This is a genomic window from Nocardioides sp. cx-173 (assembly GCF_021117365.1).
Taxonomy (GTDB): Bacteria; Actinomycetota; Actinomycetes; order Propionibacteriales; family Nocardioidaceae; genus Nocardioides.
This window is the reverse complement of sequence record NZ_CP088262.1, coordinates 1298870-1324694: the sequence shown is the minus strand read 5'-3', so window position 1 is coordinate 1324694 and position 25825 is coordinate 1298870. Positions and strand designations below refer to the sequence as shown.

Genomic DNA, 25825 nt, shown 5'->3' with positions numbered 1-25825 from the left:
CTTGCTGGTCACGGGGCGGGGTGGGTCGAGGCGATGAAGTACGGCAGGGCGCGGCCGTCGGGCAGGTCGGCCCAGGCCACGGCGACGGGGTCGCCGGTGCGCCAGCCCTGCTCGCCGGGCTCGGCGGGCTCGAGGCGGGTCAGGACGACGGGGCCCTCCGCGAGCCGCACCCGCGCGAGCGTGTACGGCACGCTCAGCTCCGGGCGCGGGGCCCGGTGCACGACGGTGAAGGCGTCGACGACGCCGGTGCCGGCGGCGTCGGCCCGGACCAGGTCGTCCATCGAGCCGCAGCCGGTGCACAGCGCGCGCGGCGGGTGCTGGACCGTCTCGCAGGCGGTGCACGCCTGCACGGTGAGCCGGTGCTCTCCGGTGGCGGCCCAGTAGGCCGCGGTGGTCTCGTCCGCCGGCGGGACGGCGCCGGGCACCCAGTCGCTCATCGCTGCGCCCCCAGGACCACGGTGGCGTGCGTGGACAGGATGCCGCCGGTGCCGTGCGCGACCGCGACCTCGGCGCCGGGCACCTGACGAGCACCGCACTCGCCGCGCAGCTGGCGCACGGCCTCGACGAGCAGCAGCACGCCGTACTGACCGGGGTGGCAGTAGGACAGCCCGCCGCCGCTGGTGTTCAGCGGCAGCGCACCGCCGGGGCGGATGGTGCCGCCCTGGATGTACTCGAGGGCCTCACCCGGACCGCAGAGCCCGAGCGCCTCCACGCTGAGGGCGGCGGTGATCGTGAACGAGTCGTAGACCTGGGCCAGGTCGAGGTCGGCGGCCGTGATGCCCGCCCGCGCGTAGGCGTCCTGCACCGAGCCCCGCGCGCCCGGGACGGCGAGGTCGTCGACGGAGGTGAAGGAGGAGTTGGTCGTGCGCTCGCCGTAGCCGAGCACCTCGACGGGCCGCCGCCGCAGGTCGCGTGCCCGCTCGAGGGAGGTGAGGACGACCGCTCCCCCGCCGTCGGTGACCAGGCAGCAGTCGGCGGCGGTCAGCGGGCTGGAGATCATCGTGGAGCCGACGACGTCCTCGACGCTGAGCGGGCCCGCGCCGTAGCGGAACGCCTGCGGGTTGAGCAGCGCCCACTCGCGGGCGGCCACCGCGACCTCCGCGAGCTGCTCGCGGGTGCCGCCGTAGCGGTGCAGGTAGGCCTGCGCCGCCATCGCGTAGTACGACAGCGGGTAGAGCACGTCGTAGGGCTCCTCGAACTGCGCCTCGGGCAGCCACGGCTCATGGACGCCGCCCAGCCGTCGGGAGCGTGCCGAGCGCTGGTTCGAGGCGAAGCTGATCACCACCGTGCGGCACTGGCCCGCGGCGATCGCCTGCGCGGCCCGGGCCACGAACATCTCGAAGGCGCTGCCGCCGGCGAAGGTCGAGTCGGTCCAGGTGGGCACCACCCCGAGGTAGTCGGCGAGCTGGGTGGCGGAGAAGCGGCCGACGCCGGTGGCCGCGATGCCGTCGACGTCGGCGAGTCCGAGGCCGGCATCGGCCAGCGCCCGGGTGACTGCCTGGGTCTGCAGGGTGAGGACCGAGGAGTCGGTGACTCCGAGGTCGCACTCGGCGGCGCCGACGACCGCGACGCCCGTGCGTCCGCGGACGCTCATGCTCCCGGCCCGTCGGGGCGCCCGAGGAGGACCACGGCCCGGCACGGCGCGGCGGCGACCCGCCCGTCGGAGCCGTCCTCCGCCACGACGACCACGGTCATCGCGACCTCGATCCGGTCCTCGCCGACCGACGACACGGTGCCCGCGCAGCGCAGCGTCTCGCCCGCGAAGACCAGGTTGCGGAAGGTGAACTCCAGCTCGTGCACGAAGGACTGCGGACCGAGCCAGTCCTGCAGCATCTCGACCAGCAGCGCGCCGTAGACCTGGCCGTCGACGATCGGGCCGGGCAGCCCCCGCTCCTGGACGTAGGCGGTGTCGTAGTGCAGCCGGTGCCAGTCCCAGGTGGCGCCGGCGTAGGCGACCATGTCGGTCAGCCCGATCGTGCGCTCGAGGACCGGGACGGTCTCGCCCACCGCGATGCTCATGAGGCCGGCCCCAGCCCGACGAAGATGATCGTCTCGGCGTTCTCCGCCAGCGCCTCGCCGTCCTGGTTGGTGTAGGTCGCGGTGGAGCCGATGACCAGCATCGGGCTGCCCGAGCCGGTGACCTTCTCGGTCACCGAGGCGATCCTCCAGGTCGCGGTGACCACGTCGTCGGGCCGGATCCGGCGGTGGAAGACATACCGGTTGCCGCCGCGGACCTGCCGGGTGCCGGGGATGTCCAGGCCCCACGTGTGGCCGGCGTAGCCCTCGTGGTCCATCGGCAGCCCGGCGTACTGGTTGGTCTCGCAGACCAGGGTCAGCGGCGCGGTGACGCCGGCCAGGCCCTGGGCCCGGGCGAAGTCGGGGTCGGAGTAGAGCGGGTTGTCGTCGCCGATCGCGAGCCCGAAGTAGCGCCCCGCTGCGGCGCCCATCGGCTCCGGTGCGGTGTAGACGGCGGTGCGGCCCTCGAGGGCGCGGACCTCCTCGGTGAGCAGGCTCATGCGCCGGCCTGCCCGGGGTCGACGGCCGGGTAGAGCGCGGTCGGGAAGACCTCGAGCAGGAACTCCGGGCGAAGCAGGCTGTGGCACAGCGCGCCGGTGGACGCCGGCCACGGCGGGCCGAGCAGGCGCTCGCGCACCTGCGCCACGGCCCGGTAGTCGCCGACCGCCGACTCCACGCAGTACTCGGTGGTCTCCAGCAGGTCGGCGGGGCCGAGTCCGGCGTGCTCGAGCAGGTGCCGGATCGCGCCGTAGGTCACCTCGGCCTGCGCGCCGAGGTCGCCCGGGTGCAGCGCCTGCTGGGTCTCCATGTCGAGCGCCGCGAAGCCGGACATGAACAGGGTCCGCCCGGCCCTGACGCCCGGCGCGTAGGTCAGCGTGTCGTAGCGCGACCAGCCGGGGTTGACGATCTGCAACGGGTGCCGGGAGGCGGTGACGTCGATGGCCACCAGCGCGCCCGGTGCGTGCAGCCGGCTCATCAGGATGCCACCGGCCCCCGGGTAGACGCCGCCCTCGTTGTTGCCGAGCAGCTCCTTGCGGACCCGGTGGGTGCCGCGGTAGACCGCGCGGGTCTCGGGCGTGGAGTAGTCGTAGGTCGTGACCGCGTGGGCCAGGCTCAGCCCGACCTGCTCGAGCAGGACCCCGGCCCGCTCCAGCACGTAGCGGTACTGGGCCACGAAGTCGCCGGGGTGCACGACCTCGCCGTGCTCGTCGATCGGGGTCACGGTCGGCAGGTACACGACGCCGTCCTGGCCCTCGGTGATGGCCGAGGCCTGCCAGGTCCCGGCCTCGCGCGACTCGGAGGCGGCCCGCAGCTGACGTCCGCCGCCGGTGACCGCGTGCAGCTCGACCTCGAGCCGGGCGGCCCGGCGGACCAGTCGCTCCACCACGACCGTGCGGACGGTGGGGCGCTCGCCGAGCAGCTCGCGCCGGACACCGGCCGCCTCCTCGTAGGCGGCGAGCCCGGCGATGGTGACGTTCTCGCTGACCCGGGTGACGTCCTCGGGGCCGAAGCCGGCGGCCTCGAGGACGGCCAGGCACTTGGCGTAGGCGATGCGCGCCTGCTCCTCCATCGTGCCGTGGACGGTCATCTTGCCGAGGGCCTGGTCGTGGCGCGCCGAGGTGTGACCCGAGGTCCAGGCGCTGCGCTGCCCGTGGTCGGCCTCGGTGAGGCCGAGGCTGAAGGTGAACCCCTCGTAGGGGAACCACGGGAAGTCGGCGGGCTTGATCGCGGACAGGGTCATGCGGGGACCTCCTGCGAGGCGCGGGTCGGCTCGGCGGCCGCAGCGGCCAGCGCGAGGATCTCGGTCAGGTCGGGGGCGCCGGGCAGCCGGCGTACGGCGGCGGCGAGGTCGGGCCCAGTGGGGCCGACGTTGCCCACGACCTTGCTCAGCAGGCTCTCGTCGGACAGCGGCGCCGAGCCGCCGCCGGGACTGCGGTCCAGGTGGCCGGTCACGGTCCGCCCGTCGGCCAGGGTGAGGACGACGTCGCCCGGCGCGTCGGCTGCGACGACGCCGGACCGGTCGGTGACGTCCCAGGTGACCCGGGCGGCGAGGGCGCTGAGCTCCGGGCGGGACAGGGCGGCCGCGTCGTAGGTGTCGACGCCCACCCGGCCGTCGACCAGGATCGCCGCGACGCTCCACGGCAGGCTGAACTTGGCGGCGTAGGGGCTGGCCGGCCGGGTCAGGTCGCGGTCGCCCGCACAGACCACCGAGGCGGAGTCGGGGTGCACCTGCGCGTGCAGGCCGACGATCTCGGCGGCCGCGACCCCGGCGTCGGCCAGCGCCCGCTGGGCCGCGGCCATCGTGACGTGGGCCAGCTGGCAGGTCGGCCAGGGCTTGATGCCGATCCGGGTGGTCTCCCAGCTGCTGCCGAGGTCGCGCAGGATGACCCCGGTGTCGACGGGCCCGGTCGCCAGCGCGTCGTAGACACCGTGCGGGCCGTCGAAGACCGTCTCCGGGCCGGTCGCGCCGGCAGCGGCCAGCCGGGCGGCCAGGATGCCGGACTGCGAGGCGAAACCCGGGTGCAGCTGCTTGGTGCTGGCGCCGGTGGCCAGGAAGGCGAGCAGCCCGCCGGCCTGGCTGCCGGCGATGCCCAGTGCGTGGGCGGTGGTGACCGCGTCCAGGCCGGTCAGCCGGGCGGCGACCGCCGCGGAGGAGAAGACGCCCGCCACCATCGTGGCGTGCAGGCCGCCGGCGTGGAAGCCGTGCGGTGCGGCGGCGGCGACCCGGCAGGCGACCTCGTAGCCGACGACGGACGCGTCGAGGATCTCCCGCCCGCTGGCGCCGACCTGCTCCCCGACCGCGAAGGCGGCGGGCAGGACGACGGCGGTCGCGTGCACCAGACCTCCGGCGTGGGTGTCGTCGAAGTCGAGGGCATGCACGAGCGTGCCGTTGGCCAGGCCGGCCGCGACCGCGGAGACGCGCGTCGTGGAGCCCAGGATCGTCGCCTCGGCCGGCCCGCCGAGGCCGGTGGCCACCGTGACCGCCGGGTCGGCGGCCCCGGCGCGCGCGGCCGCGACGGCGTTCGCGACCCCGTCGAGCAGGTGTCGCAGCGCGGCGTGCTCGACCGCGGCCGGGACGTCGAGCGGTCCGACGACCCACCGCGCCAGGTCGGGGGCGATGCTCACGTCACGGCCCCGAACGCACCGGCGGCCCGCAGCTCGGCGATCCTCGCCTCGTCGTACCCGGCGACCTCGGTCAGCACCTGGTGGGCGTGCTCGTTGCGCTGCGGCGCCCGGACGTAGGTCGGGACCTCCGCGCCGACCCGGACCGGCGAGGCCAGCTGGGTCACGGTGCCGTAGCGCGGGTGCTCGGTGGTCACCAGCATGTTGCGGGCGGCGAGGTGCTCGTCCTTCAGCGCCTGCTCGACGTCGTTGATGGGACCGCACGGGATCGAGGCCGGGTAGCACAGCGAGAGCCAGTGCTCGACGGTCCCGGTGCGGAAGATCGCGTCCAGCTCGGCGGTCAGCTCCCCCTGATGCTGCTGGCGCAGCGAGAAGGTGGCGTACGGCGAGCCTGGCTGCGCCCACTCCGGGTGGCCGAGGACGGCCGCGAGGCGGACCCAGAACTTCTCCTTGGCGCAGCCGACGACGAACCAGCCGTCGGAGGCCTCGAAGGCCTGGAACGGCACCAGCGAGGGGTGGGCGGAGTGGCTGGTGCGCTGTGGGGTGTAGCCGGCGTTGAGGTGCCAGGTGGCGGGGTAGGTCAGCATCGCCATCGCGGTGTCGTAGAGGCTGACGTCGCAGTCCATGCCGATCCCGTCGCGCTTGGCGGCGTGCAGGCCCGCGAGCAGCGCCACGGCGGCGACGTACCCGCCGGAGAAGTCGACCAGCGAGAGCCCGGACTTGGTCGGCGGCCCGTCCGGCTCGCCGGTGAGCTCCATCCAGCCGGCCAGGCCCTGCAGCACGTAGTCGTAGCCGGGCTCCTGCTGGCGCGGGCCGGTCATCCCGAACCCGGTCAGCGAGCAGCACACGATCGCCGGGTTGAGGTGCTTGAGCTGGTCGTAGGTGATGCCGATCTTCTGCGGCACGTCGCCGCGCAGGTTGGAGTAGACGGCGTCGGCGTTGCGGACCAGGTCCTCGAAGACCGCGCGGCCCTCCGCGGTCTTGATGTCCAGCGAGATGGAGCGCTTGTTGCGGTTGAAGGTCTCGAAGAAGAGCGAGTCCTCCTCCTCGTGGTACGGCGGCACGTAGCGGCCCACGTCGCCGCCGACGCTGGGGTCCTCGATCTTGATCACGTCCGCGCCGAGGTCGGCCAGGTGCACGCTGCCGAACGGGCCTGCGCCGTACTGCTCGAGCGAGATGATGCGGATGTCCTGAAGCGGCTTCACGGCCGACCTCCTGTGAGGGTCTCGATCAGGTCGACGACCTGGTCCTGGCCGGCCCGGATCTCCGCCGGGGTCAGGCCGTGGGTGGGGGCGGACAGCTTCACCGCGTCGGCGAGGCCGTCGTAGGCGGCGAGCTGCTCGACGACCCGGTCGCGGTCGCCGTTGAGGGTCACCGCGTCGACCATCTCGGGGGTGACCACCTGGGCGAGGTGCTCGGCCCCCCGGCCACTGCGGAACGCCTCGACCACCCGCTGCTGGGCCTCGCCGAGGCCGTGGAAGGCGAAGAAGTCGGCGTAGGTGCGCACGCTGGCGTAGAAGCCGACGTGACCGCGGACCCGCTCGAGCGCCGACGCCGGGTCGGCGTCCACCGAGCAGCACGCCGAGACGACGAGCTCGACGTCCTGGCGGCTGCGGCCCTCGGCCTGGGCCAGCCCCGCGTCGATCTCCGGCAGGATCCGCTCGGCGAGGTAGGCCGGGGAGCACAGCTCGTGGCTGATCCAGCCGTCGCCGATCCGGGCGGCCAGCCGGGTCATCGCCGGCCCCATGGCCGCCAGGTAGACGGGGATCTCGGTGCGCTGCACCGGGTAGGGGCGCTCGTAGCCGCGGATCCGCATCGGCTCGAACTCCCCCTCGAGGGCCATCTCGTCGCCCGAGGTCGCGTGGGCGACGAAGTGCCGGATGTTGCGGACGGTCTCGCGCAGGTGGCCGACCGGCTTGCCCCAGCGGGCGTGGTGCCAGTCCTCGTTGAGGCGCTGGACCCCGGTCCCGAGGCCGAGTACGAACCGGCCGCCGGAGAGCTCGTCCAGGTCGAGCGCCTCGAGGGCGGTCACCATCGGGCTGCGCGTGAAGGCCAGCGCGATGGCGGTGCCCACCCGGGCGGTGCTGGTGGCCTGGATCAGGGCGGCCGCGCTCACCGTGGCGCTGCGGTGCAGCTCGGGCGCCCACACGACCTCGGCGCCGGCCAGCTCGGCGCGCCGGGCGGCGTCGGCGAGCTCGGCGAGGGTCTCGCCCCACGGCGCGAAGGTGATCCGCATGGTCAGGGCGTCCCGTCGTCCGCCAGCGGGGTGCCCTCCAGGAGGCTCGTCGCGCCCTGGGGGAAGATCCCCTCGAGCTGCTCGGCGCCGGCCTTGTAGACGTAGAACATGCGGCGGAAGGAGCAGACCTCGTCGCCGCGCTGGTTCAGCGCCCGGGTCTTGACCGTCACGATGCCCGCGTGCGGGCGCGAGGACGACTCGCGCTTCTCCAGGACGACCGACTCGCTGTAGAGGGTGTCGCCGGCGAACACCGGGTGGGTCATCCTGATGTCGTCCCACCCCAGGTTCGCGAAGGCGTTCTGGGTCAGGTCCGTGACGCTCTGGCCCACCGCGATCGCGACCGTCAGCGTCGAGACGACCAGCGGCCGGCCGAACTCCGACCGGGCGGCGTACTCGCTGTTGAAGTGCATCTGGTTGGTGTTCATGGTGAGCAGCGAGAACTGGATGTTGTCCGCCTCGGTCACCGTCCGCCCCAGCGGGTGCTGGTAGATGTCGCCCACGGCGAAGTCCTCGAAGAACCGTCCTTGCCAACCGGCCTGCACGCTCACGCCGTCGTCTCCTCTTTCCTGGTGGTGGTGGCGGCGCGGAGCAGGAGCCCCGCGACCGCCTCGGGTCGGGTCAGGGGTGCGTCGTGGCCGCCGTCCAGCACGTCGTACGCCGTGCCGCGCGCGTCGAGGCGCGCCCGCGTGGTGGCGCAGGGATAGCCGGCCGGGGTGCCGGCGAAGAACGCGTACGCCGCCGGCACGTCCGGCTCGAGCATCGAGCCCGGGTCGAGGGACGGGGCGAACGGCGTGGGGACCAGCCGCTCGTTGACCCACCGCGCGGTCGCGGCGTCGAGGTCGGCGCCCGGCGTCAGCGCCCGGGGCGCGACCATCGCGTCCCGTGCGGGCAGGAGCGCGGCGTCCGGGGCGCTCGGCGCCACATCGATCGCCCGCTCGCCCGCGTCCGGCACGGCGGCGTCGAGGTAGACGAGCACGCGCAGGCGCTCGGGCAGGCGGACCGCGACCTCCCGGACCACCACCCCGCCCTGGCTGTGGCCGACCAGCACGACCTCACGCAGGTCCTGCTCGACCAGGAGGGAGGCGACCTGGTCCACCCAGGCCCCGAGGCCCTCGGCGGCCGGGCTCAGGGTCGGTGCCTCGACCCGGTGCCCGTGGGCGGCGAGCAGCGGGCTCAGCCGCGACCAGGCCCAGCCGCCGCGGAAGGCGCCGTGGACGAGCACGAAGGTGCTCACCGGCCCTCCGCCTCGCTGCCGGGCTCGTCGAGGACCACCTCGAGGTACTCGCGCGGGTAGGAGTCGTAGGGCTCGAGGTGCTCGTACATCGCCAGCAGGTGGGCCTGGTACTCGGGGTGCTGCGTGCACTCCTCGTAGTCGGCGACGGTGTCGAAGTACCGCAGGTGCGTGAAGTGGGTGCGGTCCTCGACCCCGCGCACGAGCCGCCGGCCACGGTAGCCGGGGTGGTCGCGGAAGAACCGCCCGAAGTCGACCGACAGGCCCAGGTACGCCGCCGCGTGCTCCTCGCCCGGCTTGGTCCAGGCCTGGCTGACGACCACGATCACGGCACCCTCCTCCGGGTCTCGGCCGCCGGGATGCTTCCCGAACAGTGACAACATAGATCATATATCTGTAGCGTGGCGGCATGAGCAGCAGTGCGCAGACCAAGACGATCCACGAGTTCCTCGCCGAGGCACCCGACGTCGACAGCTCCGAGCTGTGGGCGGCGTTCTGGGAGATCCTCAGCGAGGCCAAGGAGAAGATCACCGCGCAGCTGCCGGTCCGCGAGCACCCCTCGGGCGCCGGGCTGGAGTACTGGGCGACCGACGACGGGAGCTACGAGGGCTCCCTGAACCCCTACGCCGGCGACCCCGACGAGGGCGTCGAGTGGCTGGTCCACTCCTGGATCGGCAACCGCAAGGCCTCGATCCTGGACATGAACCTCCAGGTCTGGCTGGGGCCGCACATCGACGTGCCGCACCTGATCATCGTGTTCGGCACGATCCCGAACATCTTCTTCTACAGCGAGCTGACGCCGCGCCGCGACCTGATGGTCGACGTCGACTACCTGCGCCGCTACTACGAGCCGCTCAACGACTCCTTCCTGAGCCTGCGCGGCGACGACCGCTTCACCTGGTCGGTGAGCCACGGCACCTACATGCGCGCCTACCTCTCCCCCGTCGCGCACTCCTACACCGCGGCGCGCACCGACGACGTGGTCGAGACCCTGCGCGAGGTGGTGCGCGAGCGGGTCGACACCTGGCTGGGCTGGGTGCGCGACGCGCAGCCGGTGCCGGTCGAGCAGCGCGCCGCCCTGCGCGAGCGAGACCATCTGGTGCGCACCTACGGCTACACCCTCGATCCCATGAACGAGCTGTCCAAGAGGTTCCTCGGCGCCGAGCGCGTCGAGGAGCTGGTGGCGACCCGCGCCGGACTGGGCCAGATCCGCGAGCAAGGAGACAACGCATGAAGGTCCTGATCATCGGAGCCGGCCTGGTCGGCACCGCCGCCGGCGCACGGCTGCGCGAGCTCGGTCACGACGTGGCCGTCACGACCACCACCCCGGGCAAGGTCGAGGGGCTGCGCGAGGGCTTCGAGGAGGTCCTGGTGCTGCGCGGCAGCGACCGCGACGCCGTCCGGGCGGCGATGGCCGGCCGGGACGCGGTCGTCGTCGCGGCCGGGCCCTCGGCCCAGACCTCGATGACGCCCGAGGAGCGGGCGGTCACCTACCGCGAGATCCTCGTCGAGACCGCCGAGTCCGTCGTGGCCGCCGACGGGGCGCCGTACCTCGTGGCGCTCTCGTCGCTCTCGGTCTACGGCACCGCCGCCGACCACCTGGACCGGGTGGCCGAGGACTCGCCGGTGACCGAGTCCTCCGATCCCAGCCCGACCATGTTCCTGGCCATGGAGAAGGTCTACCTGGAGGGGGCCGGCGAGCGGGCGTGCGTCTTCCGCTGCGGCGACATCTTCGGCGCCCAGGACCCGCCCATCGAGGCGAAGATCGCCATGGCCCACCAGTACCTCGGCGGCTCCGTTCCCTTCTCCGCCGACGCCCTGTTCTACCGGCTGGCCGTCGAGGACGCCGCGGACGCGGTCGTGCACGCGCTCGAGTCGCGCATCACCGGCGTCCACAACCTCACCCACCCCGAGACGCCGCCGACCAATGCCGCGCTCTTCGACGCCATCTCCGCGGCCCAGTCGCTGCCCGCGCTGACCTACCGCGACGAGATCGCGTCCCCGACCCGCCCCATCTCGGTCGACCGGCTCGGTGAGAGCGGGTTCGTCGCGAGCCGCTCGTACGACGCAGACACGCTGGCGGCGGCCGACCGCGGCTGACCGGCACGCGCGAAGGGCCCCCACGACCGGTCGTGGGGGCCCTTCGCGTCGGTGCCGGCGTCAGTGCGTCCGGCGGGCGCGGGGCACGCAGAGCAGCCCGGCGGCCCCCAGCAGGGTGAGGGCGAGCGCCCACAGCCCCACGACCGGCAGCGAGTCCGCGCCGCCGGTCTTCGGCAGCTCGCCTCCGGCACTGCCGCCGGTGCCGCCGCCGGAGTCGTCGCCGCCGCCGGGGCTCTCGACGGCGATCGGCTCGGAGCCCACGACCATCGTGCCGAGGACGGTGCGCGGGCTCGTGCACTCGGCGCCGATGCCGGCCGAGGGGAAGTCGAAGGCGAAGCTGCTCACCGCCACCTCCATCTCGTCACCGTCGGCCGCGACGCTGCCGGCGAGGTCGGCCACGGCGACCTCCTCCATCGGCGCCGCCGAGACGTCGTCGGTGCTGGTGAGGGTGGCGTCCTCGCCGCCGACGTCGCCCTCGAGGGTGTAGTCCATCGAGCCGTCGATGGGGACCGGCGCGATGCCCGGCAGGTCGCTCATGGTGGCGACCAGCGAGACGTCGTCGCCCTCCTCGGCACGGTAGCCGGCGACCGAGATCGTGGCCTCGTAGTCGAACTCGCTCCCGATCGTGAGCGTGCAGGCGAAGGTGGCCTTGCCCTTGGCGGGGGTGCCGCCGCTGGGGGCCGGCTCCGTGGCCGACGGGCTGGCCGACGGCGTGGCCGTGGCGCTGGTGGTGGTGGTCGGCGTGGGGCTGGCCGTCGGCGGCGCGCCCTCGACCACCGTCAGCGACCCGAGGTCGGCGTTCGCGGTGGGGGTGCAGACGCCGTTCATCGCGTACCTGGGGATCGAGAAGTAGTACCCCGTGACCACCGCCGCCAGGTCGTCGGCGCTGGAGGTGAAGGTCCCGGTCAGGTCCGGCATGTCGAACGGCGCATTGGGCGCCGCCTCGACATGGCCGGAGCCGGTGAGCGTGACCGGCGCACCGCCGAGCGTCAGACGGAGCTCGTTGGTGAAGTCGTCGTTGATCCGCGCCGGGGACTTGCCCGCCATCTGCGACAGGCTCGCCGTCACGGTCACGGTGGTGGAGTCGGCAGGTCGCACCGCCGACAGGGTGATCTCACCGTCCCAGCTGTAGGCCGGGAAGGTCGAGATCTGGCAGCTGAAGGTGGTGGTGGACACCAGCTCGTCGGCAGCGGCCGCCGCCGGCGACCCGGTGACGGCGACGGAGGCGGCGAGGACGCCGGCGACGCCGAGGACCGCGGCCACCGGGTGTCGCAGGCGGGAGCGCAGGGAGAGCGACGTCATCGCGTGACCTCTCCGCGGCGCCGACCCGGGACGAGCAGGATCGCGCCCACCCCGGCGGCGAGCAGCGTGGTGGCGCCCAGGACGAGCACCGGCAGCGAGTCGCCGGCACCGGTCTTGGGGAGCGCGCCCGGCTCCTCGGGCGTCGTCGGGGCCGGCTCGGCCGGCGCCTCGGCAGGCGCCTCGGCCGGCGCCTCGCCGAAGGTGATCGGGATCTCGTGGGTGTTGGCCTCGACCGTGGCCTGGTCCACCGCGGTCGGCAGCGGGCCCGCAGCGATCACGCACTCCTGCACCGTGCAGTCGACGGTGCCGAACTTCTCCTTGACGACGATGTCGAAGGCCGACACGTTGCCGCTCCCGTCGGCGTCACGGAACTTGGCGCCGCCCTGGATGTTGCAGTCGCCGGGGCCGATGTAGCCCACCACGCACTGCCCGATCGCGATGCCCTTGAGACCGGGGTCGAAGCCGACTCCCGACACCGTGACGGTCTGCCCGTCCTCGAGGTTCTCGGACGCGCTCACGGTCAGCGTCGGGGCCGCGAAGCTCGGCGGCGCGCTCACCAGCACCATCAGCAGTGCGGCGGCCGTGCCGCGAAGCAGCAGGGTCACTTGTCTACGCACGTTGTTCTCCTCGGGTCGGGTCATCGGCTGGGCACGGGCAGGACCCGCGTGGCCAGCGGGTCGGGAGCGGGGTCCTCGGGGTCGCCGGCGAGGCGCAGGCCCGAGCGGTGGATGGCGTCCTGGTCGGCGCCGAGGTAGGAGGTGACGACCGTGGGGTCGTTGCGCACCTCGTCGGGCGTGCCGCTCGCGATCACCCGGCCGAGCGTCATCGCGAGCATCCGGTCGGACAGCCGGGAGAGCAGGGGCAGGTCGTGCTCGATGATCACCATGGTCGTGCCGAGCTCCTGGCGGATCGCCAGCAGCAGGTCGCCCAGCGCCTCGCTCTCGCTCTGCGCGATGCCGGCCGACGGCTCGTCCAGCAGCAGCACCCGCGGCCGGAGGGTCAACAGGCAGGCGAGCTCGACGACGCGGCGGGTGCCGGTCGACAGCTCGCCCACGGCGTGGCGCGCGTAGCGGGTCAGGTGCATCCGCTCGAGCACCTCGTCGGCGGCGAGCGCCTTGTCCCGCTCGGCGGAGCGGACGCCCAGGGCGGAGGTCCACAGCCGGGTCGCCTCGGTCCGCTCCTGGGCGACCATCAGCGTCTCGTGCACGGTGAGCGTGGGGAACAGCGCGGCGTCCTGGAAGGAGCGGACCAGCCCCTCCGCCGCGCGCTCCTCCGGGCTGGCCGCGGTCACGTCCATCCCGTCGAAGACGACGCGTCCTCGGTCGGGCCGGGTGAAGCCCGCGACGATCTCGAAGCAGGTGGTCTTGCCGGCGCCGTTGGGCCCGATGACGCCGAGGATCTCGCCCGGCGCGACGTCGAACGACACGTGGTCCACCGCGACCACGCCACCGAAGCGGCGCGACACCCCGTCGACCACGAGCACGGGGCCGGTCGGGCTCGCCTGCGGTGCCGCCCGCGGCACCAGCCCCTCCAGCCGCGGCCTCTCGTGCAGCGGAGACCTGGCCTGGGCGCTGAGGTCAACGACGCCGTGCCGCTCGCGCAGCGGGTCGATGCCGTGGCGGCGCGCGAGGGCGTCGTAGAGCAGGTCGCGGCCGCGGACCAGCACCCCGCCGAGGCCGTCGGGCAGGAAGATCACGACCAGCAGCCAGGCCACCGCGAGCATCGCCTCGCCGGCCATCCCCATCCCGGTGAGGGCCGGGAGGCCCACGATGACGAGGGCGCCGATGAGGGGTCCGAGGGTGACCGTGAGCCCGCCGATGACGGTGACGGCCACGACGTCGATGCTGCCGGCGGCAGGGAACGAGTTGACGGTGAGCTGGGACTGGCCGTGCCCGATGACGATGCCGCCGACCCCGGCGAGGGCCCCGGAGACGGCGTACAGCTGGAGCATCCGCATCCGGTGCGGCACCGTGAAGGCGCGCGCCGCGTGCTCGTTGTCGCGCAGGGCCTGCACGAGTCGGCCGACGCCGCCGTGCCGCAGGTTGTTGGTGACCCAGACGCCGAGGCACAGGAGCAGCAGTGCGAAGAGGTAGTAGTCGACGGCGTAGTCGAGCGGGTAGTTCCACCACGTCGGCTTGGCCGGCCGGATGCCGTCGCCCAGGAAGATCCCCTGGCGCAGCAGCCAGGTGGAGGTCGCCAGCGCGAACGCCAGGGTCGACACGGCGAGGGCGAGCCCGCGCAGCTTCATGGCCGGGATGCCCACGAGGGCCGAGGCGAGCGCCGCCGTGACGACGCCGCACAGCATCCCGAACAGGAAGTTGCCGGTCGACTCGGTGACGTGCACCGAGGCGGCGGCGGCGATGCCGGCGTAGGCGAACTGACCGAGCGAGAGCTGGCCGGAGACACCGGTGAGCAGACCGACGCTGAGCCCCACCAGCGTGTAGCCGGACACCAGCGTCAGCACGGAGGCGGTGTCGTTGCTGACCACGTAGGCCAGCCCCACCGAGACCGTGATGCCGACCGCGACCAGGACCCGCGGCAGCCAGACGATGGTGCGCACGCTGCGGTAGGCCTGCGGCAGGGGCGGGAGCACCACCCGGCGCCAGCGGCCCTTGTCCTGGCCGGCGCGACCGAGCTCGGGCTGGCGGAGCAGGGCCGTCACGATGATCACGGCGATGACGACCGTCACCAGGCCGCGGGTGTCGGGATTGGAGAGCAGCAGCTGCTCGATCACGCCGATGCCGAGGGAGGCGGCGATGGCGATCGGGATCGACGACATCCGCGCGATCACGGCGCCGGCGAGCCCCTTGAGCAGCAGGTCCGGGCCCAGGCCGTCCAGTCCGGAGCCCGCGGTGGTCGGCGTCACCAGGATGGCCGAGAACGCCGCGATCGCGCCCGCGATCGTCCAGGCCAGGGTCGCCATCCACTGCGCCGGGATGCCCTCGAGGCGCGCGATGTCCGGGTCGTCGGCCGCCGCGCGGATCCCGATGCCCATGCGGTGGTGGCGCAGGAACCAGCCGAGCCCGACCAGGAGCAACGGCGCCAGCACCAGCATGGCGACGTACGGCGTGCCGATCGGCAGCGCCTGGATCTCGAAGGTCGGCAGGTGCGTGGGCTTGGGGAAGGTGAACCCGCTGACGCCGTCGCTGTTGATCAGCAGCGACATCACCAGGATCAGCTGCGAGAGACCCAGCGTCGCGATCATCCCGACCAGGCCCGGGCGCCCGGCGAGGCGGCGGATGACGAAGATCTCGATCAGGCCCGACAGCAGCCCGGCCAGCACGAGCGCGACCACGAACGCTAGCCAGTACGGCGCTCCCCAGTCGACGACGAAGAGCGCCAGCATCGAGGCGCCGAACGCGCCCACCGACCCGTGCGCGAAGTTCACGAAGCGGCTGGAGCGGTAGACCAGCACGAGCCCCACGGCCAGCAGGCCGTACGTCAGGCCGGTGAACAGGCCGATGACGAGCCGGTCGAGACCGAAGTCGAAGCCGCTCATGCGCCGACCGCCGTGTGCCCGCCGAGCATGAGGGTCTGGACCCGCTGCGGGTCGGCCGCGAGGGCGGCGGCGGTCTCCTCGGCGATGATCTCGCCCTTCTCCATCATGTAGACCCGGTCGACCAGGGAGAGCGCGACGTTGACCGACTGCTCGACCAGGAGGACCGAGGTCCCCCGCTCGTTGACCCGGCGCACGAGCTGCAGGAGCCCGCCCACGACGACCGGGGCCAGGCCCAGGGAGAACTCGTCGATGACGAGCACCTTCGGCTGGGACACCACGGCCTTCGCCAGGGCCAGCATCTGCCGCTCCCCGCCGGAGAGGTTGGACGCGGGCTGGTCGCGCCGGGCGTGCAGGCGCGGGAAGATCGCGAGCGCGGCCTCCACCGACTCCGCGGTCCACTTGCGGCTGCCGCTGGTGTAGCTGTGCATCGCGAGGTTCTCCGCGACGGTGAGCGAGGGGAAGGTCGCCTGGCCGACGACCTGGCACAGGCCGAGCCCCACCCTGCGGCGTGCCGACACCGAGGTGATGTCGGCGCCGTGGAGGGTGACCGAGCCGGCGTCGGGGCGCAGCAGCCCGCCGATCACCTTCAGCAGGGTGCTCTTGCCGACGCCGTTGGGGCCGAGCAGGGCGACCATCTCGCCCTGCTCCACCACGAGGCCGGCGTCGAACAGCACCTGGACCTGGCCGTACGACGCCTGGATGCCGGAGCACGCGAGCGCGGCTGCGCTGCCCGGGCGCACCGCCTCACTCGTCATCGAAGGGCACCTCGGGGCCCTCGTAGACGAAGTGCCCCTTGTCCGCGTCGAAGCGCAGCACCCGGTAGGAGCCGACGGCCGCGCGGCCCTTGCCTCCGAGTGAGTTGCCGGCCCCGGAGGCCGACTGGAACTGCGAGCCGTCGCGCTCGACGGCCTGCGCCCAGCCGGCGGCGTTGAGCTCGCCGTCGAGGCCGTCCGCGCCGAGCTTGAGCACGCGGGCCGCGTCGCAGTAGGGCAGCGCGACGCGGGCCGCCTCGCGCGAGGAGAACTCGATGCCCGCGTCGGCGTAGATGGCCAGGCACTCGGTCTCGGCCGCACCCGAGGGGAACGGCAGCTCGGAGTCGGGGACGTCCTGGGGCGGGTGGAACCCGATCCCGACCATCCCCTCCATCGTGCCGTCGGGGATCGTCGTGGGGTTGCTGACGAAGAACGAGGGGTTGTCGAAGCTGGAGATCGCGTAGCGCGGCTCGAAGCCCTCCTGCGAGCCGGCCACCGTCGCGAACACCGAGGCCATCCGCGATCCGCCGAGGAACATGATCCGCTCGACGCCCTTGCTCCGCATGGTCACGCCGGCCTGCTCCAGCCCCTGCATCAGGGTGTTGGTGTCCGTCGTGTCCACCCACGCCACCTCCGGGGTGACGCCGGCGTCCTCGAGCAGCGGCACCGCCAGGTCCTCGATGGTCGCCCGGTTGACCGGCGAGTCGCCGGCCACGATGCCGACGCTCTCCTCACCCTCGAAGAACTGCTGGTCCGAGAGCACCTTGACGTAGGAGCGCACGAAGGTGTCGTACTCCGGGAAGCTCGGGGTCCACAGGTACGGCGAGTACTTGTCGAGGTAGTCCTGGCTCATCGCGTACAGCGACGCGTCGAGCACCAGCGTGCCGCGGTCGGCGTAGCAGGGGCGGGCGTTGGTCTGGTACTGACCGGTCATCACGACCGCGAACGCCCGGTCGTCCTGAGTGATCTGGTTGCAGAGCTGCTCCTCCGCGGCCGGCGTGTCGTTGCGACCGTCGTAGATGCGGAAGACCGCATCCATCTTCCTGCCGTCGAGTCCGCCGTGGTCGTTGACCCAGTCCTCCAGGGCCTGGACCTGAGCCTCCTGGTCGCCGACCTCGGCAGTGTTGAACTTGGTGATCTTCTTGACCGCGTCGAGGTCGACGGCCACGAAGACCACCTTGACCGAGTCGTCGGTGACGCCCGGTCCCGGTCCCCCGGCCGCCGCGGCCCCCAGGTCCGCGCCGCCCGAGTAGCCCCCGGGCATCAGCGTCCCGCAGCCGGCCAGGGCCAGGGCGAGCCCGGCCCCGACCGCGCCGACTCGCAGCAGCGCCGAGCGGTCCCGCGTCCATCTGCGCTTCTGGTGCACGTCTGACGTCACTCCGCTCACGGCCGGGTCATCCTCGTGGTGAGACAATATACGATATCAACTAGCATGAGAAGACCTCTCCCACCAGCGCTCGGCCGCCTCGAGGTCGATGACGGCCAGATCGCCGTCCGCGCCCGACGAGCCCGCCGGGACACCTGAGCGCCGGGCCCAGTAGGCGTCGGCGGCGGCCAAGTCCACCACGGCGTCGCCCTCGGGCAGCGCCAGCGCGGCCCCGGCCGGCGCACGGCGCAGCGCCATCCGGTGCCGCACGCCCCACCCGAGCAGGGCCAGCGCCAGCGCGTTGAGCACGAACAGCCCCACGGGGTAGGTCGTCCAGTCGGTCTGGAACCGCCCGCCCGCACCGTCGCCCACCTGGCCCACGACGACGTACTCGCCGAACGCCGCCATGGGCAGCTCCAGCGGCACCGTCACCACGGTCTGGTCGCCGGGGTCGAGGTCGCCCACCTCGGCGTCGACCAGCTGCGGCTCGACGTCGTCGGAGCGCCCCACCGAGACCCGCACCACGGGCGAGCTCACCGCCGACTCGCCCAGGTTCGTGACCAGGAAGATCAGGTCGCGCTGCGGCGAGCCGCCGAAGAGCTCCGAGAGGGTGCGCCGACCGTCGAGGCGCACCTCGGACACCTCGATCTTCGGCTCCGAGGTGCTCTCCGGCACCGCCGCGGGCGGCGGCTCCACGACCGGGATCTCGCCGGGCAGCGGGATGTCCACGGGAGGGGCGAGCGGCGGCGCGGCCGTCCCACTGCCACTGCTACTGCCACTGCCACTGCCGCTGCCGGTGCCGCTGTCGGTGGGCGACTCGGGCTCCTCGGTCGGCTCGTCGGTCCCGGGCTCCTCGCCCGGGTCCGCCGGGGCGCCGCCGATCACCCCGGAGATGAGGTACACCGAGCCGATGTGACTGCCGGTGCGCGCCTGGTCGACGATGACCGACGTGGTGGCCGGGTCGGCCACCTCGAACTCCGCCACGAACTCCCCGGCCGCGTCGACCTCGACGACGATCTCCGCATCCGCGGTCGGCTCGGTCGAGCTGTCGCTCCCGGTGTGGCCGCGCACGGTGACCTGGCGCGCGGGGTCCCAGCCGCTGCCGGTCAGGGTGACCAGGGTGGACTCCGAGGCGAGCTCCTCGGCGGCCGCGACGACCTGCACCCCGAGCACCCGCAGGGCGGTCGTGGCCTGGGTCGTCCCGTCGTCGACCCGCAGCGTGCCGGCCCCGACGGGGGCGGTGCCCGCCACGGTGAAGCTCGCCGTCGCCGAGCCGTCCGGGCCGGTCACGGCGCCGCCGACGACGGTGCACGCCTGGGCGGCGTCACAGAGCTCGAGCGTCGCCGGCACCGCGGAGGCCAGGCCGGCCAGCGACACCGTCACGACGTCACCGGGGCGGGCGGTGTCGAGGACCTCCTGGTCGGCCACCGCGGTGACCGCGACCGACGGCGAGGCGACCGCGGAGTAACCGCCGACGAGCGCGGTCGGCAGCGGAGTCGTGGCGGGGTTGGGCCCGGTGGGCACGCCGACCGGTTGGCCGTTGCAGGCCAGCCGCAGCGCACTCTCCGGCGCATCGAGGTAGACGGCATCGAGCCGCAGGACGTGCGGGCCGGCGTCCGCGACCGGGAGCTGCGCGGTCGCGCTCAGCCCCGTCACCGGAGCTCCCGGGGCCGCGGTGAACGTCGTGGTGAGAGGGGCCGCCAGCGGCTCCCCGTCCAGCGAGAGCAGGAACGAGGCGGTGCCGGTCACCGGGTCGGTGCTCGACACCACGGGGCCGCTGGCGATCGAGACGGTCACCGTGCGGTTGCCGCCCACCGCCGTGGCGCCCGCGCTCTCGAGGGTGAACCCGCCGTCCGCCACCGTGGTCCACGGCTGCAGGGTGGTGGACACGTCGCTGGCGGGCGGCGCGTCCAGCGGGGCGGACGACGGCACGTAGGCCCAGCAGCCGCCCACCAGGGTGGGCACCGCAGCGGCCGCGCCGCCGAGGACCAGCCCCGGCGTACTGGAGGCCAGCACGACCAGCAGCGCGGCGAGAGCGCGAGCTCGGGACCTCATTCCCACCTCCAGACGACCTTCCAGGGCAATCCCGCGATGATATATTCATTTGATGCGAGAGCGGTGGGATTCGGTGACACGCATCACAGTTCGTTCGGTCGCGGAGCTCGCGATCACCTGCGGGCTGGTGCTGGCGGTGTTCGTCTTCTACCTGCTGGTCTGGACGAACCACCGCACCGCGGCGGCCCAGGACGACCTGCGGGCCGCCTTCCAGGACCAGCAGCGCCACGAGCAGGGCGGCAAGCGCGGCCCCGCTGGCGACGGCCCGCCGGACTCCGGTGAGGGCTTCGGCATCCTGCACATCCCGGCGCTCGGCGAGTGGAGCTGGGTGGTCGTCGAGGGCGTCGCGGACGAGGACCTCGCCCGCGGCCCCGGCCACTTCCCCGACACCGCGCTGCCCGGCGAGGTCGGCAACTTCGCCGTCGCCGGGCACCGCGCCACCCACGGCGAGCCGTTCGCCGACCTGGACCGGCTCGAGGAGGGCGACCCGGTGGTCGTCGAGACCGTCGAGGGCTGGCTGGTCTACCAGGTGACCTGGGTGCGGATCCTCAGCCCGAGCGCCACCGAGGTGCTCGCGCCCGTGGCGGGGCACCCCGGGGCGCGGGCCCGCCAGCGCACGATGACGCTCGTGACCTGCCACCCGCGCTGGAGCTCCAGCGAGCGGCTGGTCGTGGGCGCGCAGCTGGTCGAGCGCCGCGGGGCCGACGACGGCCCGCCCTCGGTGCTGGGCTGACCTGCGGCCCGGCCTACTCCCCCACGGTGATCCGGTCGAAGGGCAGGTGCGGCTCGACCGCGGGGAACACCCAGCCGAGCAGCGCCCACACGACCAGCCCGAGGAGCGCCAGCGCCTGGAGCGACTTCAGCCACGTGGGGCCGGGCAGCAGGTGCCACAGAGCGACGTACACGAGGGCAGCCTAGAGCGGCTCAGTGCTCGCGCAGCAGGGAGCCGTAGCCGTGGATGCGGTCCTCGATGCCGTTGTCGCGCAGCGCCATCCACCAGGTCGCCGCGTTGATCGCGATGACCGGCTTGCCGAGCCAGCGCTCGGCCTCGTCGGCGAGCTCGGTCATGCACAGGTTGGTCCCGCACTGGACGATCGCGTCCACGTCGGCGTCGTCGACCTCCAGGAGGGACTCGCGCAGGGTCTGCTCGCTGACATGGGCGATGGACACCGCGGTGGGGCAGCTGAGGCCCTTGACCTGCGCGACGTCGAAGCCGAGCTCGGTGAAGAACTTGGCGACGTTCTCGTCGCCGATCGGCGTGTACGGCGTGATCACGGCGATCCGCTTCGCCCCGAACAGGTTCAGGGCCCGCTCGCACGCCTCGGCGCCGGTCGCGACCCCCAGGCCGCCCGAGAGGTCCTTGATCTGCTGGACGAACTGGCGGTTGCCCTCGACGCCGTCCCAGAAGGTCTCGGCGCTCATGCCCATGACCATGTAGTCGGGCTCCATGGTCATGATGCCCTCGACGCAGTCGTCCATCGCGGCCCGGATCTGCACCAGTAGGTTCTGCATGCCCTCGTCGTCGGCGATCCGGCCGTCGCGGATCAGGATCCGCCCATAGTGCGAGGTCACGCCCGGGACCCGCATCGCGTCGAACTCGGGCTGGACGATGGTGTTGGTGCTCGGGGCGATCACGCCGAACTTGCGGCGCCAGCCGAGGCGGTCGGTCACTGGGGTGCTCCTACGGTACGAGGGGTGGCGGTGTCCTGGGCCGGCACGTGCCTGCGGAGCCCGAGGGCGCCGAGCAGGAAGCACAGCTGGACGACGGAGTTGGTCAGCTGCTCGGCCCACTGCAGCTCTTCGGACTGGTGGGGACGAGAGGCCAGCGGCGGCAGCACGAGCGTGCCGACGATGTAGACGACGAAGAGCACGACGCCGAGGGAGTGCCCCTCCCGGTGCGAGAGCCGGATCCCGAGGATGCCGACGAAGACCGCGCCGATGGCGGAGACGACCAGCAGCGGCCAGGTGTCCGAGGTCTGCACCGCGAGCAGGGCGCCGACGCCGGGGGCGACCAGGAACGGCCACCAGGGGGCCGGCCGGCCGCGCCACACCCCGACCAGGGCGCACGCGATCCCGGCGAAGCCGAACGCCAGGCACGGGAACAGCAGGCCCTCCAGGAACGGGTAGTCGCGGCAGGGCTCCGCGGCGACCAGCAGCTTCCACAGCGCCTTGGCGAAGCCGCCCAGCGTGACCAGGGCACCGGCGAGCAGGGCCGGGAGCCGGACCGACGGCACGACCCGGCCCGCGGCGAGGGCCAGCACGACGCTGCCGGCGCCGGCGAGCAGCACCGGGACGAAGTCCTCCACCGCGAGCGCCAGCCCGTACTCCGTGCAGGGGTCGATCGCCATCAGCGGGCCTCGGCGGGCGCGGCGAAGATGTCGCGCGTGCGGAAGCCGGCGGTCAGGAAGCGCCCCATGACCTTGGGCGTGGTCAGCCACGCCACCCGCGCGCCGTTCTTGCGAGCATCCAGCAGGTGCTCGGCCAGCCACGGGGTCACGGTCTCGACGCGGTCGCCGAGGATGTTGAAGATCCTGCGCGCCTTCTCGAACGCCTCGGGCTGGCCGTCGTAGTCGGCGGTGAGCAGGTCGGTGGCGACGATGCCCGGCGAGAGGAAGCCGACCTTGACATTGCCGCCCTTGGCGTCTCGGACCAGGGACTCGGTCAGGTACGTCACCGCGCGCTTCGTGGCGCCGTACGCCGCCAGGCCGGGCTGGTGCTGGCCGTTGGAGCCGAAGCCCTCCATGTTCCACAGCCACCCGCCCGCGGCCTGCGCCTGCAGGCCGGGCAGCGCCACCGCGCAGCCGTTGGCCACGCCGACCAGGTTGGTCGCGACGACCTCGGCGAAGGTCTCCTCGGAGAGCTCCGGGAGCGGGCCGCGCGGCGCCGACATCCCGGCGTTGTTGATCCACACGTCGACCCGGCCGAAGGTGGCGACGGCGTGGTCCCACAGCGCCTGGACCTGCACGCGCGAGGTGACGTCGGTGGCGAGGCCGGTGACGACCTGCGGACCCCCCACCCCGGCCAGCCCGGCCAGCCCGGCCACGGCGTCGTCGACCGCGGCCGCCGAGCGTCCGCAGACCACGACGCGACACCCGCGGGCGATCAGCTCACGGGCCAGGCCCAGGCCGATCCCCCGGGTGCCGCCGGTGACGACGACGACCCGGCCGGAGCCGCCGCTCACACACCCTCCCAGGTGAGCAGGCCGTGGACGAAGTGCGTGGCGGTCTCGCCGTGGAAGAGCTGCCAGACGACGGCGAGCTCGCGGGTGTCGGCGTCGATGAGCACCTCGCGCCCGCGGATCTTCTCCACTCCCCGCGCGTCGGCACCGACCAGGTGCTGGGTGGTGAAGAGCGCGCGACCGTAGGAGAGCGCGTTGCCGAACACCTCGGGGCCCTCGTAGAGGGTGCGGGCGCCGTCACGGACCCGGTCGAAGCCGTAGCTCCGGTCCAGCGCGCCGCTCCAGGTGACCTGCTGGTGCGCCTGGCGCAGCGACTGCGGGGCGTGCTCGATGACGACCTGCACCTCGCCGGCCTCGCTGTGGTCGACGGGGTCGACGAACAGCGTCCCGCTCCAGGCGCCCTGCTCCTTGGTCGGCAGCACCTGCGGCCGGGGGCCGCGCCGGGTCTCCAGCGCGATCCAGTCCTCGACGAAGCGCTGGGTCTCCGGGTTCGTCTCGTGGTCGAAGGTGCGCTTGTAGATGCCGTTGAAGACCGCGCACACCGCCCACCCGTCGTGGAGGACCGAGGAGTAGACCTGGGTCTCGCCGTCGGCGAGCACCTGGTTCCAGGTGCGCAGGTCCGCCTGCCAGCCCGGCGAGTAGTAGTTGGCCTCGACGAACAGGCCGTAGGGCTGCCCGGTGCCGTAGAAGTCAGGCCCGCAGTAGACCCGGTTCTCGTCGGAGTCGACGATGCCGAAGTCGAAGTGCGCCCCCAGCTCGAAGCGGTTGCGCAGCGGGCCGGAGCCCTCGAGCTCGGTGTTCATCCAGTAGCGGGAGACCCCGTCCTCGACGACGCTCGCGCGGTCGACCCGCTCGAAGCCGACGTGGTTGCCCTGGGCGTCGAACAGCCCGGGGCGACCGTGCCACTCCCCCGCGATGCGCTGCTGCCACTCGCTGGTGCCGGCCTCGCCGGTCGCCGGGGCGGAGACAGCGGTCACGCCGGCTGCCCCACGGGGAGCGAGTTGTCGAGCAGCAGCAGGCGGACGGCCTCGGCCTGCTCGTCGCCGAGCAGCCGGGAGATCTGTGCCCAGACCTTGTCGACCTGCGGGCTGAACAGCAGGCCGCGGTTGCGGGCGTCACGAGCCGCGAGGTCCGTGTCGGCGATGTCGGCGGCGACCTCGGCCGGCACCTCGCCCTCCAGCAGCGAGAGCCAGTGGTCCAGGTAGGTGTGCACCGGCGCGTCCAGCTCGGCGAAGGCCTCCACCGTGGAGCGGGCGGCCAGCATCCACGACGACATGACCGTGAGCTGACGGGGCTCCAGCGCGGCCTTGGTGTAGCCGGGGTTGCCCTGGACCGACTCGTAGGCCTCGGTGAGAGGCGCGTGCGCCCAGTCGTTGTAGGCCATGTGCGTGCCGGCGTCGACCCGCTGGATCAGGTCGAGGTGGAAGGCGTGGTGCCCGCCGGCGTGCACGGAGTCCAGGGTGAAGTGCGGCACCGGGCTGTCCTCGGGCGTGAAGGCGAAGACCATGTGGCTGTCCATCTGGATCTGCGGGACCACGATGCCGACGTAGACGGCCTTGGCCACCTTCTCGCCGTGGAACACCCGCGCCTCACCGACGGACATCGGCTCGCCGAAGGCGCTCGAGGTGAGCGGGAGCAGCGCTCCGCCGTCGGCGCCGGTCACCTCGGTGAGGTGGGCGCGCTCGACCACCCGGTCGAGCGCCCCCTGGCAGAGGGCGGCGGGCAGGCTGATGTCGGCGGTCATGCGGTGATCTCCTCGATGGTCTCCGTGCCCTCGGGCACGGGGTCGGTGCGCGGCGAGTCGCCGCGCTGGGCCCGGTCGGCGTTGCCGGAGAGGATCTCCCGGCTGCGGACCTCCTTGAAGTTCCAGGCGCTCGCGAGCTCGGGCACCTCCTTGCGGATCGGGGAGGGGATGACGCGGGCCTCCACCCGGGCCGGCCCCTCGCCGGCGATCATGTTGCCCTCGACTCCCCAGCCCATCTCGATGAGCTCACGGCGGCGGCGACGGTAGATCACGGCGTTGATGTCGCTCTTCACGTGCAGCTCGTCGGAGAGGTCGAAGGGCAGCAGCTCGGGCCGGACGTTGTCGACGATCGCCTGGTCCTCGTAGAGCACCTTGAAGACGCGACGGCGGGCGTCACGGTCGGCCCACTTGCCCTTGAAGAAGGTGCGCAGCGCGACGAACTTGACCAGCGTGGTCTCCTCGTCGATCGGGATGTTGACGTCGAAGATCTTCAGGTCGCCCATCGGGGTCTGGATGTGCAGCAGGATCATGTTGGGCAGCCACCAGGTCGTCGAGACCGGGACCGGCGGGCGGTCGGCGAGCGCCTGCTTGTTGGGGTTGATCGCGCCCCACAGGCCCTTGGAGCGCGGCGGGTTGAGGACCACCGACACCTTGCAGTGCCACGGCGAGCTCTCGACCTCGAACTCCGGGACCTCGGGCTTCTCGCGGTTGCCGAAGACGCCACCGTGCACGAACGGCGTGTGGGCGACGTCGACGCCGTTCTCGAGGATCCGCTCGTAGTTGGACTTCCAGAGGAACTCCCCCCGGACCGCGCGATAGGTCTCGGTGTCGTCGATGTCGGACCAGTCCGGGATCGGCGGGCGCTCCTCCTCGGGGAGGTCGCCCATGTAGACCCACACGAAGGAGTACTTCTCCACAACCGGGTAGGCGTCGACCCGCGCCTTGCGCGGGATGCCCTTGTCGGGGTGGGCGGGGATCCTCTCCACCTGCCCGTCCGGCTTGTACTCCCAGCCGTGGTAGGGGCACACGATGCAGTCGCCCTTGACCTCGCCGCCCGAGAGCGCCGCACCCCGGTGCACGCACAGGTCCGACATCGCGACCACCGAGTTGTCGCTGGTCTTGCGGTACAGCACCAGCTGCTGGCCGAGGATCTTGACCTTCTTGGGCTTCCCGGGCTCGACGTCGGAGCTGAACTCGACGGCGTACCAGAAGTTCTTGAACAC

At 72.9% G+C, this 25825-nt stretch carries 27 protein-coding genes; 3 read left to right on the top strand and 24 right to left on the bottom strand.

Going from position 1 to position 25825, the window contains the following annotated elements:
* Positions 1-8 precede the first annotated feature (8 nt).
* Genes LQ940_RS06365 through LQ940_RS06315 form a run of 11 tightly spaced genes read right to left on the bottom strand, consistent with a single transcriptional unit; the run spans position 9 to position 8935 of the window.
* Positions 9-437 (bottom strand): Zn-ribbon domain-containing OB-fold protein, encoded by a 429-nt coding sequence (locus tag LQ940_RS06365; protein ID WP_231241888.1) that lies wholly within the window; start codon positions 435-437, stop codon positions 9-11.
* On the bottom strand, positions 434-1594 hold the full coding sequence (locus tag LQ940_RS06360) for an acetyl-CoA acetyltransferase (RefSeq protein WP_231241889.1): 1161 nt from the start codon (positions 1592-1594) through the stop codon (positions 434-436). Before LQ940_RS06360 ends, LQ940_RS06365 begins: the two co-directional genes overlap by 4 nt.
* Positions 1591-2019 (bottom strand): MaoC/PaaZ C-terminal domain-containing protein, encoded by a 429-nt coding sequence (locus LQ940_RS06355; protein WP_231241890.1) that lies wholly within the window; start codon positions 2017-2019, stop codon positions 1591-1593. Before LQ940_RS06355 ends, LQ940_RS06360 begins: the two co-directional genes overlap by 4 nt.
* On the bottom strand, positions 2016-2516 hold the full coding sequence (locus tag LQ940_RS06350; RefSeq protein WP_231241891.1) for an FAS1-like dehydratase domain-containing protein: 501 nt from the start codon (positions 2514-2516) through the stop codon (positions 2016-2018). The genes LQ940_RS06355 and LQ940_RS06350 overlap by 4 nt, the downstream gene beginning before the upstream one ends.
* Complete coding sequence (locus LQ940_RS06345; protein ID WP_231241892.1) at positions 2513-3757, bottom strand: RidA family protein; 1245 nt, start codon at positions 3755-3757, stop codon at positions 2513-2515. Before LQ940_RS06345 ends, LQ940_RS06350 begins: the two co-directional genes overlap by 4 nt.
* Positions 3754-5142, bottom strand: coding sequence for an MmgE/PrpD family protein (locus LQ940_RS06340; protein ID WP_231241893.1), 1389 nt, complete (start codon positions 5140-5142; stop codon positions 3754-3756). Before LQ940_RS06340 ends, LQ940_RS06345 begins: the two co-directional genes overlap by 4 nt.
* Positions 5139-6344, bottom strand: a complete 1206-nt coding sequence (locus tag LQ940_RS06335) for a CaiB/BaiF CoA transferase family protein (RefSeq protein WP_231241894.1) — start codon at positions 6342-6344, stop codon at positions 5139-5141. The genes LQ940_RS06340 and LQ940_RS06335 overlap by 4 nt, the downstream gene beginning before the upstream one ends.
* Complete coding sequence (locus LQ940_RS06330) at positions 6341-7375, bottom strand: LLM class flavin-dependent oxidoreductase (protein WP_231241895.1); 1035 nt, start codon at positions 7373-7375, stop codon at positions 6341-6343. The genes LQ940_RS06335 and LQ940_RS06330 overlap by 4 nt, the downstream gene beginning before the upstream one ends.
* Before the next feature lie 2 nt (positions 7376-7377).
* Positions 7378-7923, bottom strand: coding sequence for a MaoC family dehydratase (locus LQ940_RS06325; protein WP_231241896.1), 546 nt, complete (start codon positions 7921-7923; stop codon positions 7378-7380).
* Positions 7920-8609: an alpha/beta fold hydrolase gene (locus tag LQ940_RS06320; protein WP_231241897.1), complete on the bottom strand. Its 690-nt coding sequence runs from the start codon at positions 8607-8609 to the stop codon at positions 7920-7922. Before LQ940_RS06320 ends, LQ940_RS06325 begins: the two co-directional genes overlap by 4 nt.
* Complete coding sequence (locus LQ940_RS06315; RefSeq protein ID WP_231241898.1) at positions 8606-8935, bottom strand: antibiotic biosynthesis monooxygenase; 330 nt, start codon at positions 8933-8935, stop codon at positions 8606-8608. Before LQ940_RS06315 ends, LQ940_RS06320 begins: the two co-directional genes overlap by 4 nt.
* 80 nt (positions 8936-9015) lie before the next feature.
* Here LQ940_RS06315 and LQ940_RS06310 point away from each other — a divergent pair, with 80 nt between their 5' ends.
* The gene (locus tag LQ940_RS06310; protein WP_231241899.1) at positions 9016-9840 is read left to right on the top strand and encodes a hypothetical protein; all 825 of its coding nucleotides are present in this window, start codon (positions 9016-9018) and stop codon (positions 9838-9840) included.
* Positions 9837-10706 (top strand): NAD-dependent epimerase/dehydratase family protein, encoded by an 870-nt coding sequence (locus tag LQ940_RS06305; protein WP_231241900.1) that lies wholly within the window; start codon positions 9837-9839, stop codon positions 10704-10706. The genes LQ940_RS06310 and LQ940_RS06305 overlap by 4 nt, the downstream gene beginning before the upstream one ends.
* A gap of 60 nt (positions 10707-10766) precedes the next feature.
* Here LQ940_RS06305 and LQ940_RS06300 read toward each other — a convergent pair whose 3' ends face one another.
* The 6 genes from LQ940_RS06300 to LQ940_RS06275 are packed head-to-tail and all read right to left on the bottom strand — an operon-like array spanning position 10767 to position 19680.
* Positions 10767-12008 carry a hypothetical protein gene (locus tag LQ940_RS06300; protein ID WP_231241901.1) on the bottom strand — a complete coding sequence of 414 codons (1242 nt, stop codon included), beginning with the start codon at positions 12006-12008 and terminating at the stop codon, positions 10767-10769.
* The gene (locus LQ940_RS06295) at positions 12005-12625 is read right to left on the bottom strand and encodes a neocarzinostatin apoprotein domain-containing protein (RefSeq protein ID WP_231241902.1); all 621 of its coding nucleotides are present in this window, start codon (positions 12623-12625) and stop codon (positions 12005-12007) included. Before LQ940_RS06295 ends, LQ940_RS06300 begins: the two co-directional genes overlap by 4 nt.
* A gap of 20 nt (positions 12626-12645) precedes the next feature.
* Positions 12646-15507 (bottom strand): branched-chain amino acid ABC transporter permease/ATP-binding protein, encoded by a 2862-nt coding sequence (locus tag LQ940_RS06290; RefSeq protein ID WP_231241903.1) that lies wholly within the window; start codon positions 15505-15507, stop codon positions 12646-12648.
* A complete protein-coding gene (locus LQ940_RS06285; protein ID WP_231241904.1) occupies positions 15504-16262 on the bottom strand; it encodes an ABC transporter ATP-binding protein in 759 nt (252 codons plus the stop codon). Before LQ940_RS06285 ends, LQ940_RS06290 begins: the two co-directional genes overlap by 4 nt.
* Complete coding sequence (locus LQ940_RS06280) at positions 16252-17646, bottom strand: ABC transporter substrate-binding protein (protein ID WP_231241905.1); 1395 nt, start codon at positions 17644-17646, stop codon at positions 16252-16254. Before LQ940_RS06280 ends, LQ940_RS06285 begins: the two co-directional genes overlap by 11 nt.
* A 36-nt stretch (positions 17647-17682) precedes the next feature.
* Positions 17683-19680 carry a hypothetical protein gene (locus LQ940_RS06275; protein WP_231241906.1) on the bottom strand — a complete coding sequence of 666 codons (1998 nt, stop codon included), beginning with the start codon at positions 19678-19680 and terminating at the stop codon, positions 17683-17685.
* 73 nt (positions 19681-19753) lie between these two features.
* Here LQ940_RS06275 and LQ940_RS06270 point away from each other — a divergent pair, with 73 nt between their 5' ends.
* Positions 19754-20413, top strand: coding sequence for a class E sortase (locus LQ940_RS06270; protein ID WP_231241907.1), 660 nt, complete (start codon positions 19754-19756; stop codon positions 20411-20413).
* A gap of 13 nt (positions 20414-20426) precedes the next feature.
* Here LQ940_RS06270 and LQ940_RS06265 read toward each other — a convergent pair whose 3' ends face one another.
* The 7 genes from LQ940_RS06265 to LQ940_RS06235 are packed head-to-tail and all read right to left on the bottom strand — an operon-like array spanning position 20427 to position 25825.
* A complete protein-coding gene (locus LQ940_RS06265; protein ID WP_231241908.1) occupies positions 20427-20585 on the bottom strand; it encodes a hypothetical protein in 159 nt (52 codons plus the stop codon).
* Positions 20586-20604: 19 nt separating this feature from the next.
* Positions 20605-21351 carry a maleate cis-trans isomerase family protein gene (locus tag LQ940_RS06260; RefSeq protein WP_231241909.1) on the bottom strand — a complete coding sequence of 249 codons (747 nt, stop codon included), beginning with the start codon at positions 21349-21351 and terminating at the stop codon, positions 20605-20607.
* A complete protein-coding gene (locus LQ940_RS06255; RefSeq protein WP_231241910.1) occupies positions 21348-22028 on the bottom strand; it encodes a hypothetical protein in 681 nt (226 codons plus the stop codon). Before LQ940_RS06255 ends, LQ940_RS06260 begins: the two co-directional genes overlap by 4 nt.
* Positions 22028-22861, bottom strand: coding sequence for an SDR family oxidoreductase (locus LQ940_RS06250; RefSeq protein WP_231241911.1), 834 nt, complete (start codon positions 22859-22861; stop codon positions 22028-22030). Before LQ940_RS06250 ends, LQ940_RS06255 begins: the two co-directional genes overlap by 1 nt.
* The gene (locus tag LQ940_RS06245; protein WP_231241912.1) at positions 22858-23835 is read right to left on the bottom strand and encodes a hypothetical protein; all 978 of its coding nucleotides are present in this window, start codon (positions 23833-23835) and stop codon (positions 22858-22860) included. Before LQ940_RS06245 ends, LQ940_RS06250 begins: the two co-directional genes overlap by 4 nt.
* Complete coding sequence (locus tag LQ940_RS06240; RefSeq protein WP_231241913.1) at positions 23832-24602, bottom strand: hypothetical protein; 771 nt, start codon at positions 24600-24602, stop codon at positions 23832-23834. Before LQ940_RS06240 ends, LQ940_RS06245 begins: the two co-directional genes overlap by 4 nt.
* A complete protein-coding gene (locus tag LQ940_RS06235) occupies positions 24599-25825 on the bottom strand; it encodes an aromatic ring-hydroxylating dioxygenase subunit alpha (protein WP_231241914.1) in 1227 nt (408 codons plus the stop codon). The genes LQ940_RS06240 and LQ940_RS06235 overlap by 4 nt, the downstream gene beginning before the upstream one ends.

Bases quoted from the DNA above. Each gene is read 5' to 3' on its own strand.
- LQ940_RS06365 (WP_231241888.1), bottom strand. From the start codon at position 437: ATGAGCGACTGGGTGCCCGGCGCCGTCCCGCCGGCGGACGAGACCACC.
- LQ940_RS06360 (WP_231241889.1), bottom strand. From the start codon at position 1,594: ATGAGCGTCCGCGGACGCACGGGCGTCGCGGTCGTCGGCGCCGCCGAG.
- LQ940_RS06355 (WP_231241890.1), bottom strand. From the start codon at position 2,019: ATGAGCATCGCGGTGGGCGAGACCGTCCCGGTCCTCGAGCGCACGATC.
- LQ940_RS06350 (WP_231241891.1), bottom strand. From the start codon at position 2,516: ATGAGCCTGCTCACCGAGGAGGTCCGCGCCCTCGAGGGCCGCACCGCC.
- LQ940_RS06345 (WP_231241892.1), bottom strand. From the start codon at position 3,757: ATGACCCTGTCCGCGATCAAGCCCGCCGACTTCCCGTGGTTCCCCTAC.
- LQ940_RS06330 (WP_231241895.1), bottom strand. From the start codon at position 7,375: ATGCGGATCACCTTCGCGCCGTGGGGCGAGACCCTCGCCGAGCTCGCC.
- LQ940_RS06310 (WP_231241899.1), top strand. From the start codon at position 9,016: ATGAGCAGCAGTGCGCAGACCAAGACGATCCACGAGTTCCTCGCCGAG.
- LQ940_RS06305 (WP_231241900.1), top strand. From the start codon at position 9,837: ATGAAGGTCCTGATCATCGGAGCCGGCCTGGTCGGCACCGCCGCCGGC.
- LQ940_RS06300 (WP_231241901.1), bottom strand. From the start codon at position 12,008: ATGACGTCGCTCTCCCTGCGCTCCCGCCTGCGACACCCGGTGGCCGCG.
- LQ940_RS06290 (WP_231241903.1), bottom strand. From the start codon at position 15,507: ATGAGCGGCTTCGACTTCGGTCTCGACCGGCTCGTCATCGGCCTGTTC.
- LQ940_RS06285 (WP_231241904.1), bottom strand. From the start codon at position 16,262: ATGACGAGTGAGGCGGTGCGCCCGGGCAGCGCAGCCGCGCTCGCGTGC.
- LQ940_RS06275 (WP_231241906.1), bottom strand. From the start codon at position 19,680: ATGAGGTCCCGAGCTCGCGCTCTCGCCGCGCTGCTGGTCGTGCTGGCC.
- LQ940_RS06255 (WP_231241910.1), bottom strand. From the start codon at position 22,028: ATGGCGATCGACCCCTGCACGGAGTACGGGCTGGCGCTCGCGGTGGAG.
- LQ940_RS06240 (WP_231241913.1), bottom strand. From the start codon at position 24,602: ATGACCGCCGACATCAGCCTGCCCGCCGCCCTCTGCCAGGGGGCGCTC.